15 protein-coding genes are annotated in these 16,766 nt (G+C 29.8%); 7 read left to right on the top strand and 8 right to left on the bottom strand.

The window, feature by feature from the left end; all coding sequences use genetic code 11:
• The first annotated feature begins 116 nt into the window (after positions 1 to 116).
• The 4 genes from AQ1685_RS20145 (at position 117) to AQ1685_RS20135 (ending at position 4,178) form a co-directional block, all read left to right on the top strand.
• Positions 117 to 647 carry an RNA methyltransferase gene (locus tag AQ1685_RS20145; RefSeq protein ID WP_095074933.1) on the top strand — a complete coding sequence of 177 codons (531 nt, stop codon included), beginning with the start codon at positions 117 to 119 and terminating at the stop codon, positions 645 to 647.
• A gap of 812 nt (positions 648 to 1,459) precedes the next feature.
• A complete protein-coding gene (locus AQ1685_RS20610; protein ID WP_262509586.1) occupies positions 1,460 to 1,591 on the top strand; it encodes a hypothetical protein in 132 nt (43 codons plus the stop codon).
• Between the two features lie 72 nt (positions 1,592 to 1,663).
• A complete protein-coding gene (locus tag AQ1685_RS20140) occupies positions 1,664 to 3,508 on the top strand; it encodes a tetratricopeptide repeat-containing sensor histidine kinase (RefSeq protein WP_095074932.1) in 1,845 nt (614 codons plus the stop codon).
• Positions 3,501 to 4,178, top strand: coding sequence for a response regulator (locus tag AQ1685_RS20135; protein WP_095074931.1), 678 nt, complete (start codon positions 3,501 to 3,503; stop codon positions 4,176 to 4,178). Before AQ1685_RS20140 ends, AQ1685_RS20135 begins: the two co-directional genes overlap by 8 nt.
• Positions 4,179 to 5,357: 1,179 nt before the next feature.
• Here AQ1685_RS20135 and AQ1685_RS20130 read toward each other — a convergent pair.
• The 3 genes from AQ1685_RS20130 to AQ1685_RS20120 form a co-directional block, all read right to left on the bottom strand.
• On the bottom strand, positions 5,358 to 5,690 hold the full coding sequence (locus tag AQ1685_RS20130) for a hypothetical protein (protein WP_095074930.1): 333 nt from the start codon (positions 5,688 to 5,690) through the stop codon (positions 5,358 to 5,360).
• A gap of 347 nt (positions 5,691 to 6,037) precedes the next feature.
• Complete coding sequence (locus tag AQ1685_RS20125; protein WP_231970223.1) at positions 6,038 to 6,724, bottom strand: LytR/AlgR family response regulator transcription factor; 687 nt, start codon at positions 6,722 to 6,724, stop codon at positions 6,038 to 6,040.
• Positions 6,721 to 7,401: a sensor histidine kinase gene (locus AQ1685_RS20120; RefSeq protein WP_231970222.1), complete on the bottom strand. Its 681-nt coding sequence runs from the start codon at positions 7,399 to 7,401 to the stop codon at positions 6,721 to 6,723. The genes AQ1685_RS20125 and AQ1685_RS20120 overlap by 4 nt, the downstream gene beginning before the upstream one ends.
• Before the next feature lie 475 nt (positions 7,402 to 7,876).
• Between AQ1685_RS20120 and AQ1685_RS20115 the strand changes: the two genes are divergently transcribed.
• Complete coding sequence (locus AQ1685_RS20115; RefSeq protein ID WP_157730306.1) at positions 7,877 to 8,761, top strand: thioredoxin family protein; 885 nt, start codon at positions 7,877 to 7,879, stop codon at positions 8,759 to 8,761.
• A gap of 11 nt (positions 8,762 to 8,772) precedes the next feature.
• Positions 8,773 to 9,159 (top strand): DUF1573 domain-containing protein, encoded by a 387-nt coding sequence (locus AQ1685_RS20110; RefSeq protein ID WP_095074927.1) that lies wholly within the window; start codon positions 8,773 to 8,775, stop codon positions 9,157 to 9,159.
• 20 nt (positions 9,160 to 9,179) lie between these two features.
• Here the strand turns inward: AQ1685_RS20110 and AQ1685_RS20105 are convergent, their stop codons facing one another.
• From AQ1685_RS20105 to AQ1685_RS20090, 4 genes are all read right to left on the bottom strand, one after another.
• Positions 9,180 to 10,949, bottom strand: a complete 1,770-nt coding sequence (locus tag AQ1685_RS20105) for a MutS-related protein (RefSeq protein WP_095074926.1) — start codon at positions 10,947 to 10,949, stop codon at positions 9,180 to 9,182.
• A gap of 77 nt (positions 10,950 to 11,026) precedes the next feature.
• Complete coding sequence (locus AQ1685_RS20100) at positions 11,027 to 11,773, bottom strand: succinate dehydrogenase/fumarate reductase iron-sulfur subunit (protein WP_095074925.1); 747 nt, start codon at positions 11,771 to 11,773, stop codon at positions 11,027 to 11,029.
• A gap of 10 nt (positions 11,774 to 11,783) precedes the next feature.
• Positions 11,784 to 13,784: a fumarate reductase/succinate dehydrogenase flavoprotein subunit gene (locus tag AQ1685_RS20095; RefSeq protein ID WP_095074924.1), complete on the bottom strand. Its 2,001-nt coding sequence runs from the start codon at positions 13,782 to 13,784 to the stop codon at positions 11,784 to 11,786.
• A gap of 12 nt (positions 13,785 to 13,796) precedes the next feature.
• Positions 13,797 to 14,471 carry a succinate dehydrogenase cytochrome b subunit gene (locus AQ1685_RS20090; RefSeq protein WP_095074923.1) on the bottom strand — a complete coding sequence of 225 codons (675 nt, stop codon included), beginning with the start codon at positions 14,469 to 14,471 and terminating at the stop codon, positions 13,797 to 13,799.
• 217 nt (positions 14,472 to 14,688) lie between these two features.
• Between AQ1685_RS20090 and AQ1685_RS20085 the strand changes: the two genes are divergently transcribed.
• On the top strand, positions 14,689 to 15,771 hold the full coding sequence (locus AQ1685_RS20085) for an aromatic ring-hydroxylating oxygenase subunit alpha (protein ID WP_095074922.1): 1,083 nt from the start codon (positions 14,689 to 14,691) through the stop codon (positions 15,769 to 15,771).
• A gap of 25 nt (positions 15,772 to 15,796) precedes the next feature.
• Here AQ1685_RS20085 and AQ1685_RS20080 read toward each other — a convergent pair whose 3' ends face one another.
• Complete coding sequence (locus AQ1685_RS20080; protein WP_095074921.1) at positions 15,797 to 16,594, bottom strand: XRE family transcriptional regulator; 798 nt, start codon at positions 16,592 to 16,594, stop codon at positions 15,797 to 15,799.
• Positions 16,595 to 16,766: the final 172 nt, after the last annotated feature.

Raw genomic sequence — 16,766 nt, 5'->3', positions numbered from 1 at the left:
GATAGAAAAAATACTTAGTGCTCACTTTACAATGAACAATTATCAGTAAGTAATAAAAGAGTAATTTTGAAGGCTGATAATTGATATTTGATCACTGATTATTGTTAATCGAAGAAATGAGAAAATTAAGAAATAGCGAGTTAGGAAGAATTTCCGTTGAGGAATTTAAAACAGCGGCAAAGACACCAATTATTGTGGTGTTAGATAATATTAGAAGTTTAAATAATATCGGATCTGTATTTAGAACTTCGGATGCTTTTCTTATTGAAAAAATATATTTATGTGGAATTACAGCAACTCCGCCAAGTAAAGAAATTCATAAAACAGCTTTAGGTTCTACAGAATCTGTGTCTTGGGAATATGTTGAAGATACTTTAGAGTTAGTAGAAAGATTAAAATCTGAAAATGTAAAAGTATTGTCAATTGAACAAGCAGAAAACAGCACCATGCTGAATGAATTTACACCAGAAACAAATCAGAAGTATGCTGTAGTTTTTGGAAATGAAGTAAAAGGAGTACAGCAAGAAGTAGTTTCTGCATCAGATAAATGTATTGAAATTCCTCAGTTAGGAACCAAACACTCATTAAATATATCGGTAAGTTGCGGTGTTGTTTTATGGGATTTGTTTAGCAAAATGAGTAATTAATAAATACGCTTAAAATATAATGAAAACCGTTACTTTTTAGTAGCGGTTTTTTGTTTTCCTTTCGAGAACCTCAGGGAACGATAATGAGATGCTGAAACCAGTTCAGCATGACGAATAAAAATAACAAGTAACGTCATTCTGAATTTATTTCAGAATCTCACAAAATTATAGTTTGAATAATTCGGTGGCTGAGCACAGTCGAAGCCAGAATTATGATAATATATATTACTACCCGTTGTGCATTTAGAAGCATAAATAATCTTAAACTGTCAGTTCGAGTGCTTTTGAGGTACGAAAAAGTGTATCGAGAACTATGTTTTGGTGTTCAAAATTGCCTTTCTCGATACAATTTTCTATCGAAAATCACTCGAATTGACAATTTTGAGAATTTCAATTAATAATAATGAGATGCTGAAACCAGTTCAGCATGACGAATAAAAATAACAGGTAACGTCATTCTGAATTTATTTGAGAATCACACAAAACTATAGTTAGAATAATTCGGTGGCTGAGCCAAGTCGAAGCCAGAATTATTTTATGAATTATCGTTACATTTTATTTGTAAAAGTGTTTATTTTTGTCACTAATCTTATGTGAAAAGGACATTTATCGTTGTAAATACGAAGTTCAACGATATAAAAGCTATAAAAAATAAAAGAATAATATCTTAGGAGTAGCATTTTTCACAATGAAAAAGATGCAGTTAGCCAAAAAATCTAGTAAACCTTGTATTACCTTGCAGAATTACAATAAAAGAGCTAATTTTAAAACGCTAACAATATATTATTTTACTAATTTAAAAAAGACAGTGTATGAAAATTTTTACTCAAACTCAGATTTTAGAAAACATTAAATTCCCAGGAGGAGATAGCGATACCGATGGAGGTGGAGGAACTGTTGGCGGAGGCGGTGGAAGTGGTAGTAACGGAGGAGGAGACAAATAATAAGAATCTTTTATATCCACAGATAAGATAAAAACTACTATTTTTGAAATAGTAGTTTTTATTTTTTTAAATATGATCCGACAAACACTACTATTTTTCTTATGCTTTCCCTTTTTTGTTAAAGCTCAATTTGGTTATAATGATAATTATGATTCTATTAAACAGGTTATTATTGAAAAGGGAAGACAGGCGTATTTTGATAAAGACTTAGATAAATTAGAAAGTAGTACAGAGAAAGTCTTTTCGATGTACACGAAAGATAAAGATTCTGCCTTATTGGCTAAATATTATCATTTTAAAGCATTACAAAAGAAGCTTGTATACCAGAATGATAGTGCTTTTTTTTATTATCATAGATCAAAAAACATATCAAAAAAAACAAATGATTCAATACAGGTAGGTAGGCGTTTATTAAGTATTGCAAACTTACAAAGACAAGTTAGGGATTTTTTAGGTAGTGAAATAAGTTCAATTGAAGCATTAAAGTTTTTAGAACCAAAAAAATCGTATGTCTTTTTAGTTTATGTTTATAATAATTTAGGTTTAGTTTCTGAAGAGTTAAATCAATTAGAAGATGCTAAAAGTTATTATTACAAAGCCCTTGAGTTCAATAAACTTATAGATGACCAAAGTCAAAGATCATCAATAAACAATAATTTGGGGTTATTGTATCAAAGATCTAACGATCATAAAAAAGCTGTATCATTTTTTAAAAGAGGTTTAGATTCTATAAATTTAGATGATTACATAAAAATTGATTATGCCACTCTCTTAGAAAATTTAACTTTTAGTGAGTATAAACTAGGTAAAAAAGATTTTATTATAGATAGATATGAAGAAGTTCTGAAAATAAGAAAAAAGTTTAAAGAGAATAATGAACTGTGTACAACACATCTAAATATTGCTAATTATTATTTTGATAATAAAGAGAGTACTAAAGCAAAACATCATGCTGAGCTAGGTTTAAGTTATGCTAAGCAAACTCACAATAATCAAAGGTTGTTAGAAGCATTATATTTGCTATCAGGTTTAAGTTCTGGTAACGAATCAAAAGAATATTTAGAAGAATACATCACTTTAAACGATAGTTTAATTACTCAAGAAAGGCAATTAAAAAATCAGTTTGCAAAAATTCGTTACGAAACAGATAAAAAAGAAAAAGAAAATACTTTCTTAAAGTCAGAGAATGAAAAACGATTGGCAGAAGTAGAGAAGCAGCGTCAGCAAAAAACTATTGGTTGGCTGGTGGCTACATTAAGTATTTTAATTTTAGGTTCTAGTGTTTCCTTCTTTTCATTCCGTAGAAAAAAGTTGTTATTTCAAGCGCAGTTACAAAAAGTAGAAGCCAGAGAAAAGGAACGTAGGCAAATAGCAAAATCGTTGCACGATGAGGTTGCGGGAGATTTACGTTTATTGCATCAAAAATTAGCACAAACAAACTTATTGGTAGAAGCAGAAAAGTTAGAATTGGTAAAAGATAATGTTCGTAATTTATCGCATCAATTAAGTAGTGTTAGTTTCGAAAAAGTAAATTTTACCGATCAAATCATTAATTTAATTAGCGATTATTTTGCGCCAAATTTTATCATTAGAGCACATCATTTAAAAGATATTAATTGGGAAGAGGTTGATAATCCAATAAAAAGAGTTTTGTACCTAAGCATTCGTGAAAGTATTCAGAATTGCGAAAAATATGCTCAAGCCTCAAGAGTAGATATCAGTTTTAAAGTCCATAAAAAATCAGTACTTTTGAAAATACAAGACAATGGTATTGGTTTCGATACTACGACTTCTAAAAAAGGTATTGGTTTACAAAACATGCAAGAACGCGTTGAAGAGCTACAAGGTAAGCTGATAATTTCTAGTGAAGTTCAGAAAGGAACCAATATAGAAATTCAAGTGCCATTAAATGCCTGAAACAACTAAAATACTTATTGCTGATGATCATCAGCTCATTATAGAAGGAATACTTTCTTATTTAAAAGGAATTGATAACTTAGAAATAGAAACCACAAATTCTTGTGATGATGCCTATGCTAAGATAAAAGTTGCTCTAGTAGATGAACCTTTTCAAATTTTATTTACCGATTTAAGCTTCGATAATGTTGATGAAACCTGTAAGATTGATAGTGGCGAAAACTTAATTAAAACAATTAATAGAGAAGAAATTCCTATTAAAGTAGGTGTTATTACAGGCCATTCTGAAACGAATAGAATTTTTAATGTAATTCAAAATTTAAATCCGTCTGCATATTTATTGAAAGGAAAATGCAACACAAACGAATTGAATTTTGCCATTCAAAAAATGTTGTCAGATGAGATTTATTATACTCATGAAATCCATCAAAAACTATTAAAAAGAGCTTTAATAGAAATTCAAATGGATGATGTAGCAATTCAAATTTTAAAAGAATTACCGAATCATCCTAAAATTAGTAATCTAGAAGGAATCATTACAAAAGATGATGGCAGTTTACTAAAAATTCGATCGATTGAAAATAAATTAGCAAAATTACGAACAGATTTGCAAGCGAATAACAATACCGATTTAGTGTTGAAAGCTAAAGAGTTAGGTATTTTAGATTAATCTGCTGCGGAAAACCACATTTTTGTTTACAGATATCCCTTTTTCAGATTTAAGCTCCTTAATTATCTTTGAATCGAATTAATCAAATAATTCAAAATTAGGGAAGAATTCCTGAAAAAGATTAGAAAGAAGAATATGCCCTTTAAGCTTAGCTTAAAGGGTTTTTTTGTGGGGAAAAGTTTTATAGTAAAATTGAATACCTGAACTAGTTTTAAATTACGATCAACTTCTGATTATACGTTATGGATGATCATGAAGTTTTTTCTTCATTTTTATTTTTAAAAACTAGTGACTCCTAAAAAATCTTTTATCAAAGACTCTTATTGTTAGAAGTTACTTTTTTAAAAAAAAGTAATAATAATCGTACAGAACTGTATATCAGTTAAAAAGAAGATTAGTTTTTTGTTTTATCAGGTATAATAAGCTTTTCATGAGCAAATGCTATAAAATACAGATGCATAAATCCACATTTCTAATTGCGGAAATTACCTTTAGTAAAGTGTGACCTTGTAGTACATTTGTCATGTGATCATCATCGATGTAACAAAGAGGGTGAAAACATTTAGGGGATTATATATGAGAGGTTGATCACTACGTCAGCCTCTTTTTTTATGAATACATATTTTTAATTCCAGTAACTTTTTTATTCAAATTACCAAGTATACAAATATGTATTTAAAAGTTAATCGTGATTGATATGGAATTGTTTTGCGGAAATCCGCACTTTTAATTACAGAAATCCCTTTTCTATAAATTTTTGATTCTAGTTTAAATTATATCACACTTCTCAATATGTAATTTCAATAGATTTTTTGCTCTCTACTGAAGTTTTTTAAGATGTTTTACAAAAGGAATTTAAGTTTTGATTTTTAGTGTTTTAGTAGAGTTTTTAAAGGTTTTTTATGAGAGAAAATCTGGCATGCATAAATCCACATTCTTAGCTGCGGAAATCCCCTTTAGTAAAGTGTGACCTTGTATTACATTTGTAATGTGATCATCATCGATGTAATAGATCGGGTGAAAACATTTTAGGGGATTATATGAGAGGTTGATCACTAAAAATCAACCTCTTTTTTAACAGAAACTTACTACTTATTCTATATAAAAAAAGCGACTAGTTTAAAACATTAACTAGTCGCTTTTTAATCAAATAAATTTATATTTCCTTTCGTTTTTTTCTTACTTTAAGATTGTTAAAGGCATTTTATATGTTTGACCAATAACTTTAGCTTCAGAAGTAACTACTTTATAGTTTAATTTATTTTTTACATATGAATTAACATTGATATCATCAGTATCAACAGTTAATACGATGATTTCACCTTTGTTGTTGATAGTAAATTCTATGTTAGTAGAAATATTTCTAGTATAATCAAAATCAGCTTTTCCTAAAAGCTTAACGATTTCAGTTCTTAAATCAGCCTTAACAGTTTTTCTTGTTGGCTTTTCTGTGTTAGCAAATGCTGAGAAGTTAATTAATGTTACTACGATTAATGTTACTAGCTTTTTCATTGTTCTGGTTTTTTTTCGGGTTTTAAATAATTTTTTTTATTAAATTTTGATACTCCAAAAGTAGTTCAGCCTTCTTTATTTTTGACTATGAAAAATGTTAATAAAACGTCTATTTTAGGGTAGTTTTTGTTAAAGTTCTCTAAAAATTTACATTTAGGAAACATTGAATAATTCTCATAAAAAATATGTCTTCGTTGAATAAAAATTACCAAAAACATTAAAAAAGGCTATTTTAATATTGAATATTCAATTTAAAAAAATAAAAAATTCAAAAAACACTGTTAATTTAAGGTGTTTTTAGGTGAAAAAATGGACGTCAGATTTGTGCGTGAAGTTTAAAATTTGTGTCAATTTTCAGCATTAAATTTCATCATGAAATTTGATTTAAAAGTTCTTCCTACCGGTATACAAATTTTACCGATATGAATTTCGTTTCCGGCTATTTTATCGATGTGATTTAAATTGACAATATATGATTTGTGAATTTGAACAAAATGTTGAGGAAGTTTGGTAATCCAATTTTTTAAAGAATCTATAAAAACGTATTTCTTTTCGTGAGTTATAAAGGTTAAGTAATTTCTGTCTGACTCTACATATAATATCTCATGAAGTAAAACTTTATGTAAAGTTTTATCGATATTTAAAAATATACAGTCATTTGGTTCTGTTTCTATTTGTTTTACGCGTTGTTCTATTTTACGAATCGCTTTTAAAAACCGATCGAAAGAAAAAGGTTTTACTAAATAATCTACAATAGTTTCTAAATCAAAACTATCTAAAGCATAATCTGGATACGCTGTAGTGATAATTATAAAAGGTGGATTGATTAGCGTTTTCATAAAATCAATTCCCATAATATCAGGTAAGTTTATATCTAAGAAAACAAAGTCGACAGTATTTGTTTGTAAAAAACGGTGAGCTTCTTTTGCTGTTTGAAAACTAGCTAATAATTCTATGTTTAATGTTTTGTTTAAAAAACTCTTTAAAACCTTCTGAGCTGGAAGTTCATCTTCAATAATAATACATGTAATCATACCAACTTTAATTTTAAAGAAACAAAATATGTTTTCGATTTATCTATTTTTAAACTGTAACGGTTTTCATATAGAAGATGTAATCGTTTCTCCATATTTTGTAATCCAATACTTTGATTTACTTTGTCTTCAGAAGTTTTATACTCGTTTTCACAAGTACAAATTAAGTTTCCTTCATTAACATCAATAGTAATATGAATATCGCTATTTATTGTACTATGCTTAAAAGCATTTTCTATTAGTGTAATTAATAGCAACGGAGCAATTGTGTATTGAGAAGAATGTATTGATTTTTTGTAGTACACCTTTTTAATTCCTTCTGTTCTAATTTTTTGAAATGCAATATAATTATCAATATAATTTAATTCTTTTTCCAAAGGAATGTAATCAGCATTACTTTCGTACAGAACATGCTTTAAATTCTCAGATAATTTTAAAATCAAATCTGGAGTTTCTTCAGGTTTTTCTATGGCGTAAGCATATACTGTATTTAAGTTATTAAAAAGTACATGTGGATTAATTTGAGATTTTAAAAACTTTAACTCCATAGCAGTTTTCTCTTCTTGCGCTTTACGAATTTCTTCTTCTTTGCTTAAATATTTAAATAACAACCATATAAAAGAAAAAAAGATAAGTGGAACAATAGTTTGCCATAAATAATTACTTAAACATTTCATTATAGTGCAGCCACAAGAAGTAAATACGTTACAGTAAAATTGTGTTGCAAAGAAAGAAACTGAAGCAAAAAGTATAGCATATAACAAATACCATTTTCGCTTTACAAAGAAAGGAAGCAAAAAGAAATGATTCGTATAAACTATAATTAATAGTATAAATACATATTGTAAAAAAGGATTTTCAGACCAATAGTATTGTGAAAAAACAAATAGGGAAATAAAACAAAAGAGTGTCCAAAAAAGTAAATGAACAATTGTTTCGGTGATATGTTTTTTAATCATTTCCATATGAACAGATGAAAATACATATTAATATAACATTTCGCAATGCAAGCGTATAAAATGCATAAATGTAGGTATGAACTACGTAAACTACTAAAAAATAGTTGTTTGTACTTGTTTAAAGGTAGAACGTTTATTTCATTTTTTATCACTTTTAAAAGCGTGTATGTTTGTGAAAAACAATGTGTTAATTATGAAAAAACAGATTTTAATTTTAATAAGTTTCTTTCTTTTTAATGTTGGCTTTACTCAACATACAAAAGGATTAGTTACAAATGAAAAAGGGAAATCTATGTTGTTAGGAGAAGTAAATAGAGCTTCTTTTAATCACAAAGATTTTGATTGGTTTTCTAAAAATTACGATGCTTATTTATCGAACGATAAGATTATTAATCTTTTAAAAGATGAACTTCAATCATATAAAATAAAAGTGTTTTTTGGTTCATGGTGTGGAGACAGTAAACGTAATGTACCTGTTTTTTTAAAGATTTTAGATGAATCGAATTTATCAAAAGAGCATATAGAAATTATTGCTTTAGATAGAAAAGATGAGGCTTATAAACAATCGCCAAATAGAGCAGAAAAAGGATTAAACATTCATCGTGTACCAACTTTTATTTTTTATAAAGACGGAAAAGAAATTAATCGAATTGTAGAACATCCAAAAGAAACATTTGAGCGTGATATATTAAAAATAATACAGGGAAAAAAGTATGTTTCAAAATACAAGGCTGTTAAATTGATTGATACATTGTTAAACAATCAAAGAGAAAGTTTAGAAACTCAAGAAAAACAATTGATTCGTTATTTACCAGAAATAGCTGAAGGAGTGAAAGAATTAAACACATATGGTTTTGTTAAACTCTACGCTAATGAATTAGAAAAAGCAAGATATGCTTTCGAATTAAACGCGAAAGTTTATCCTAATCACTATGTAACACATTTTAGTTTAGGAAAGTTTTATTATCAGGAAAAGAACTACAAAAAAGCGCTAGAGTCATTATATAAATCTTTGAGTTTGAATTCAAAAAATGAAAAGGCAAAAGAGTTAATAAAAGAAATAGAACATCACATTTAAAATAATAAATTATGAACGTAAAAATCACATTAGTATTTGTATTTCTTTCAGGAATACTATTACACAGTCAAGAGTTTAAGTTTGAGAAAGAATTAATCAATTATGGAAAAATAGCTCAGGGTTCCGATGGAGTACGAGTTTTTGAGTTCACTAATATTGGTGACGCTCCATTAATTATAAAACACATTAAATCCACTTGTGGATGTACAGTTCCTCAGAAGCCAGAAAAACCAATTATGCCAGGTGAAAAAGGAAAAATAGCTATTTCTTATGATACGAAAAGACCGGGTAATTTTTCAAAAGCTATTACTGTATTTTCTAATGCCAAACAAGAGCGAAAAATGCTTAAGATAAAAGGCTTTGTAGCAAAAAAATCAAGCAAAGAAGTACAATTATAAAATTTAGAAGATGGAGGTTATTAAATAATTTCCATCTTTTTTAATAAAAAGCTAGCATTCATATTTTGACAAATACCTTTCTTGAAACGATAATCGAAATAAAGTTCATCATTAATAATCTCTGCATCAAAGTAGAAATTCTTTACTTCGTCTAACTTTTTCTCAATTTCACACAGACTTAAATCATGTGTAGCTATAATACCAGTTGAGTTAGACTCTACCAGTTTCTCGACAAATTTTTGTGATCCAATAGCTTTATCTGTGCTGTTAGTTCCTTTTAAGATTTCATCAAGAATAATAAAATAAGGAGTTTCTTTAATTTGATCTACTATAAACTTTAAACGTGTTAATTCCGAAAAGAAATAAGAACTATCTTCAACCAACGAATCACTGGTTCGCATACTTGTAATCAACTTAATAGGAGAGTATCTACATGATTTAGCACATACAGGTAAACCGATATTTGCCATAACAATGTTAAGTGATACAGTTCTTAAAAAGGTACTTTTACCAGCCATATTTGCACCAGTAATAATAAAGAATTGCTCCTTATCGATAATTATGTCGTTGTCTACTCTTTTATCTTTTTTAAGTAAAGGATGTCCTAAGCTTTCCGTTTGAAGGATTGTTTTACTTTCTTTTATTTCTGGGAATATGTATTCAGGATGATTGAAAGTATAATTACCTAAACTATTGTATGCATCAAAAAATGTAACAACATTAAACCAATTTTCAACTACGTCTTTATATGAATTAATCCATTGCTCAACACGATAACTGTTTTTAATATCAAATAGAAAAAAACCATTTCCTAGAATAGCAATAATAATATTGTTTCTATTATCGAGAGCATCAAGTGCTTTAGTGAAGGTGTTAAAAATAGTAGAAGCCTTCTCAGCTTCTGATTGTATATCAGATTGTTTTTCCTTTAATAAAGAAGAAGTAAATGTTTCGTTTTCAATTTCATTTAATAATTGAGAATATTGACGAAAAGTTTCTTTGATTTTATCTGAGTTCTGGGATAAGTTATTAACCTTCTTTAGGTATCGACCAGTTATACTTAGTCCTAAAATCATCCAATAAAGAAGAATGTTAGTATTCACAAAATCTAAAAGAACGCAAGCGAATAATGTAACGGAAATCAAAGAAAATCCAAAAGATAACCACTGCATTTTATGAGGTACAAAGGGCTTATATTGCTTTAACCATCCAACAATGTTAGCCGTAGAAGTTTCTGTCTTAATCAGGCTAGAAATAGCCTGATATTTCTGACTCCAATTAGGTTTTGTTGCTAGCTCTTTTATAGCTTCTTGACGTAGCTTAATATCTTTAATATGATTAGCAGTTAAAAGATTGGCTAATTTTAATTTGCTTTCTTGTATTTTGGTTCTGTTTATAAATTGAAAAAAAGAACCAGGTCCGAATAAATCAATATCTAAACTGTAGTCGTGTTTAGGGTCTTTAAAATCTATTCCATCTTCTTTATGGTAGTAATCTCCATAAATGATATGAAGCTCTTCTTTATTTATCGATGCTAAAGTTGAAAGTAACTCTTGTTTTCTTTTTGTTTTAGTGTACTTTAATAGTAAAACAACAAAAATTAGTATTCCAACTGTTGCTATACCAATGGATACTTTCCATAAATCTAAAGAAAGATATATTCCAAAAGCGGTAGCTAAGAATATGAGTAATCTTAATATGCTTAAGTTTGATATTTGTTTCTTAATTAGTTTAAGTTCTTCAAGGTGTTTTTCTTCTTGTGCTTTATAAAAGTCTATATGATTTATCATGTATACTATTTGATAGTGTAAAGAAACAAAAAACCCAAGACTAAGCCTTGGGTTTTTAAGTATATGAAAGTTTATTTTTATCCTTTTAAACTTGCTTTTAAGTATTCTGTATTCATACGAGCAATGTTTTCTAAAGAAATTCCTTTCGGACATTCTACTTCACAAGCTCCTGTATTTGTACAGTTACCAAAACCTTCTTCATCCATTTGTTTTACCATGTTTAATACACGATCTGCAGCTTCAACTTGACCTTGTGGTAATAAAGCAAATTGAGAAACTTTTGCAGAAACATATAACATTGCAGATGAATTTTTACAAGTAGCAACACATGCCCCACAACCAATACAAGTCGCTGCATCAAATGCTTTATCAGCATTTTCTTTGTTTACAGGGATTGAATTTGCATCTTGTGTATTTCCTGATGTATTCACAGAGATAAATCCTCCAGCATGTTGAACTCTATCAAAAGCAGATCTATCTACAGCTAAATCTTTAATTACTGGAAAAGCTTTAGCTCTAAATGGCTCAATAAAAATTGTATCTCCATCTTTGAATTTTCTCATGTGTAATTGACAAGTAGTTACGCCCCTATCAGGACCGTGTGCCTCACCATTAATGTATAAAGAACACATTCCACAAATACCTTCACGGCAATCATGATCAAAAGCTACTGGCTCGTCACCAGTTTCAATTAGTTGTGTATTTAATACATCTAGCATTTCAAGGAAAGACATATCTGGCGATACTTCATTGATTTTATAATCAACCATTTTTCCTTTAGCGCTTGCGTTTTTCTGACGCCATATTTTTAACGTTAAATTCATAATTTTTTCCTTATTTATATGAACGTTCTTTTACTTCTATATTTTCATAAACCAAATCTTCCTGATGCAATACTGCATCTTTTGGCTCTCCTTTGTACTCCCACGCAGAAACATATTGGAATTCTTTTCTACGTTTTGCTTCACCTTCTTCTGTTTGGTACTCTTCTCTAAAGTGACCACCAGCAGATTCTTCTCTTTGTAATGCGTCTTTAGCAAATAACTCTCCTAATTCTAGGAAATCAGCTACTCTACCAGCTTTTGCTAATTCTTCATTAAATTCATTTGCTTCACCAGGAACTCTAACATCACTCCAGAATTCAGCACGTAAAGCAGAGATTTCTTCGATAGCTTCTTTCAGTTCTTTTTCGTTACGAGCCATTCCACATTTATTCCACATGATTTTTCCTAAACGTCTGTGGAAATAATCAACAGATTTTGTTCCATTGTTATTTACTAATTTGTCAATAGACTCACGAACATTTTTTTCAGCTGCTTCAAATTCAGGAGTTTCAGTTGAAATTGGTCCTGTACGGATATCATCAGCTAAGTAATCACCAATAGTGTAAGGTAAAACAAAATAACCATCAGCTAAACCTTGCATTAAAGCAGAAGCACCTAAACGGTTGGCTCCGTGATCAGAGAAGTTAGCTTCTCCAATAGCATATAATCCTGGAACAGTTGTCATTAAGTTGTAATCTACCCAAATTCCACCCATTGTATAGTGAACAGCAGGGAAAATCATCATTGGAGTCTCGTATGGATTCTCGTCAACAATCTTCTCGTACATTTGGAATAAATTCCCATATTTTGCACGAACTACATTTTGACCTAATTTTTTAACTAAAGCAGCATCGTTTACATTTAAACCTTTTATAGTTGCTTGTTCTTTACCATAACGTTCGATAGCAGAAGCAAAATCTAAATATACAGCTTCTCCAGTTGCATTTACTCCGTAACCAGCATCACATCTTTCTTTAGCTGCACGCGATGCAACATCACGAGGAACTAAATTACCGAATGCAGGATAACGACGCTCTAAATAGTAATCTCTTTCATCTTCAGAAAGTTCTGTAGGTTTCTTTTTACCTTCACGTATTGCGATTACATCATCCATATTTTTAGGAACCCATATACGACCATCATTACGTAATGATTCAGACATTAACGTTAATTTAGATTGATGATCTCCAGATACAGGAATACAAGTTGGGTGAATTTGTGTATAACAAGGATTTGCAAAGTAAGCTCCTTTTTTGTGAGCTTTCCAAGCAGCTGTTACATTACTTCCCATTGCATTAGTAGATAAGAAGAATACGTTTCCATAACCTCCAGTTCCTAGTACAACAGCATGAGCAGAATGACGCTCAATTTCTCCAGTAACTAAGTTTCGAGCAATAATTCCACGAGCTTTACCATCAACAATTACAACGTCTAGCATTTCGTGACGGTTATACATTTTGATTTTTCCACGACCGATCTGACGGTTCATTGCAGAATATGCTCCTAATAATAATTGCTGTCCAGTTTGTCCTTTTGCATAGAAAGTTCTAGATACTAAAACTCCTCCAAAAGAACGGTTATCTAATAATCCACCATAATCACGAGCAAAAGGAACACCTTGTGCTACACATTGGTCGATAATATTTGCTGATACTTCAGCTAAACGATAAACGTTTGCTTCACGAGAACGATAGTCACCACCTTTTACAGTATCGTAAAATAATCTGTAGGTAGAGTCACCGTCTCCTTGATAATTTTTTGCAGCGTTAATTCCTCCTTGTGCAGCGATAGAGTGCGCACGACGTGGAGAATCTTGAAAACAAAACGCCTTTACATTATATCCTAACTCAGCTAAAGTTGCGGCAGCAGAACCTCCTGCCAAACCTGTACCAACAACAATTACGTCAATTAAACGCTTGTTTGCTGGGTTAACTAAGTTAATTTTATTTTTATGATTAGTCCATTTATCAGCTAATGGACCTTGTGGTATTTTTGAATCTAAAGTTGCCATACTTAAAGTGTATTAGTGGTGATTGAAATGGTGAAATAAAGCAATAATGATAAACCCTAATGGAAGACCAATTGCATAAATTTTACTAAATGTTTTCAACCCTTTAGTGTATTTATTATTTGCTCCTACTGATTGGAAAGCAGAATTAAATCCATGTAATAAGTGTAATGCCAAAAAGACAAAACCTAAACAGTATAATGCCACACGCCAAATTGGAACAAATTTTTCTTGTAATTCATGGAAATATCTAAATTCTCCATTATGCATTCCAGAAAGATCTCCTTGAACATATTTTATATTCATTTCAGGAATCCAAAAATCAATAAAGTGAATGATTAAGAAGATTAGAATAAATAATCCACTATAAATCATGTTTCTACTCATCCAAGTAGAATTTGCAGCTCCATTGTTTTTAGCGTATTTTACAGTACGAGCAGCATTGTTTTTAATTTCTAATACAAACCCCATTGCAAAATGGAAGATTACACCAAAAATTAAAACAGGCTGTAATAAATACTGAACTGCCCAGAATGTTCCCATAAAGTGAGAAGCTTCATTAAAAGCATCAGGACTGAATACCGATAAAATGTTAATTGCAAAATGTTGTAGTAAGAAAACCATTAGGAAGAGTGCCGAAAGTGCCATAGCAAACTTCCTTCCTATAGAAGATTTTAATAATCCGCTCATTATTTTTAATTGTTGAATGAAATAATTACTAGCAAAGTTAAGACCTATGTACTGTTTGTACAAGGATTAAATATTCTTTTGTTTTATATTTAGAATGGGTTTAAATAAAAGATTGGCTAAGTTTCATAAAACTATGTTGTTTTTTTTTCATCATAAAATGATTTTTTTTGTTAGGAATACTGCATTAATTATTACAAATTATTGAATATCTTTTATTATGAAAAAAGTAACAGCTAAAATTTCTGAATCGGCTACATTACCATCTGATTTTTACTTTGATACTAAAATTTGGGAAGCAATGAAGGAAAAGGTATTTGCTAAAAGTTGGCAATACATAGGAGATGAACAAGAGATTTTTAATGTTGCTGTAAATACATATCCATTTTATCTTTTAGAAAAATATATTGAAGAACCTTTAGTCTTAACAAAGCAAAAGGATGAAGTTCGATGTTTATCAAATGTATGCACACACCGAGGTTTTATTATTTCCCATCACCCAGGAAAGAACAGAAAGTTGGTATGTTCTTATCATGGAAGACGTTTTGATTTAGAAGGAAAGTTTGAGTTTATGCCAGAGTTTAAAGAAGTAGAAAATTTTCCCAGACCCTGTGAGCATTTACATCAATTAGAGTTAAAAAAATGGTCGAAATTTTTATTTACGAGTTTGGCACCTCAGCAGGATTTCTCTAAAATTTTAAATGAATTAGAAAGTAGAGTAGGCTTTTTAAATGCAGACGATTTTGAGTTTGCTCCAGAATATTCAAAAACTTATAATGTGCAATCACATTGGGCATTGTATATCGATAATTATTTAGAAGGATTTCATATTCCATTTGTACATCCTGCTTTGAACAGTATTTTAGACTATGGAAGTTATGATACAATTTGTGATGGAGATATGGTATTACAAATTGGTTATGGAGAAAATGGAGCTGAAGTCTTCAAATTCCCTGAAGATCATCCAGATTACGGTAAAAATATTTCGGCATATTATTATTGGTTTTATCCGAATTTCATGTTGAATTTTTATCCTTGGGGAGTACAATTAAATATCGTAAGACCTTACACGGAAAATTTTACAAAGGTTGAATTTCTATATTACATTAAAGACAGAGAAATCTGGGAGCGAATGAGTGGAGAACAATTAGGAGAAAAAACACAACAAGAAGATGAATGGGTGGTTGAAGGTGTACAAAAAGGATTACGTTCACGCTTTTACACAGACGGCCGATTTTCAGCAACTAGAGAAACTGGAGTTCATCATTTTCATAAGATGTTAAAAAGAGATTTAGAACAATAAAAAAAGCCTGATTAAAAGGCTTTTTTTAATTTTTCAGATTTGCTTGTTCTTGCAATAAAGCAATTTGAGTTTCTAAATCATGCAGACGATCATAAATATCTACTGGTTCTGGCATTTGTTTAGAAGCATACATCGTTACATACCAAACTTCCATTATTTCATCTGCATTTATGGTGTAAGTTGGGTAGTTTCCATTTTTATTATCACTTTTCAATATAAGTTTACCTCTTTCTTGAATTCTGTTAATTACACGCTTTAAAACAATTCCATCATTTTTACTAACAATTATATATACTCTTCCATCTTTAATATCATATAAATCTTCAACATACTGACCGAAGACTAAATCACCATCAAAAAAAGTACGAACCATTGAATTTCCTTGAACTTCAAAACAGCGAAAAGATCCATGACGTAAATGGGGCATGTGAAAGGAAGGAAGATTTTGAATGTATTCAGAATCTCCATATCCATTTAAGTATCCAGCTCGGGCTTGAGTAGGAACAAAAACGATATTTTCATCTCCAGAAGAATTAGTTGCTACGACTTTAGGTGTTCCGCTATAATTACTGTTTGGAACATCTTCGTAAAGCATAATATCACTTTTACCAAATAAATAATCAGGATTAATATTAAATTCATTGATAATAGAAGTTAATACATCGTAACCAGGTTTTGTTTTTTTTCGAGTACCATCTGGCTGTGGGCGACCATTTACAATACTGTCTACAGTTGTACCAGTTACACCAATTCTTTTAGAAAACGACAAATTGTTTAATTTGTGAAAATCTCTAATCTCAGCTATTTTTTTTGAAATATCCATACTTGTCTTTTTAACATAAAATTAAAAACAGAACAATTGTTTTTATGTAAAATGTTTGTATTTTTGTCTCGTGTTTAGATGCAAATATAGTAAATTCTAAACATATGTGAAAAATTGCTAATCTTTTAGAAGTATTAATTTGCTATGAATCATTTTTTTAGTGCTTCTATTT

The sequence above is a fragment of the Tenacibaculum jejuense genome, assembly GCF_900198195.1.
GTDB classification, from domain to species: Bacteria; Bacteroidota; Bacteroidia; order Flavobacteriales; family Flavobacteriaceae; genus Polaribacter; species Polaribacter jejuensis.
The sequence above is the reverse complement of the archived record's forward strand: the minus strand, read 5'-3'. Positions and strand labels throughout refer to the sequence as shown.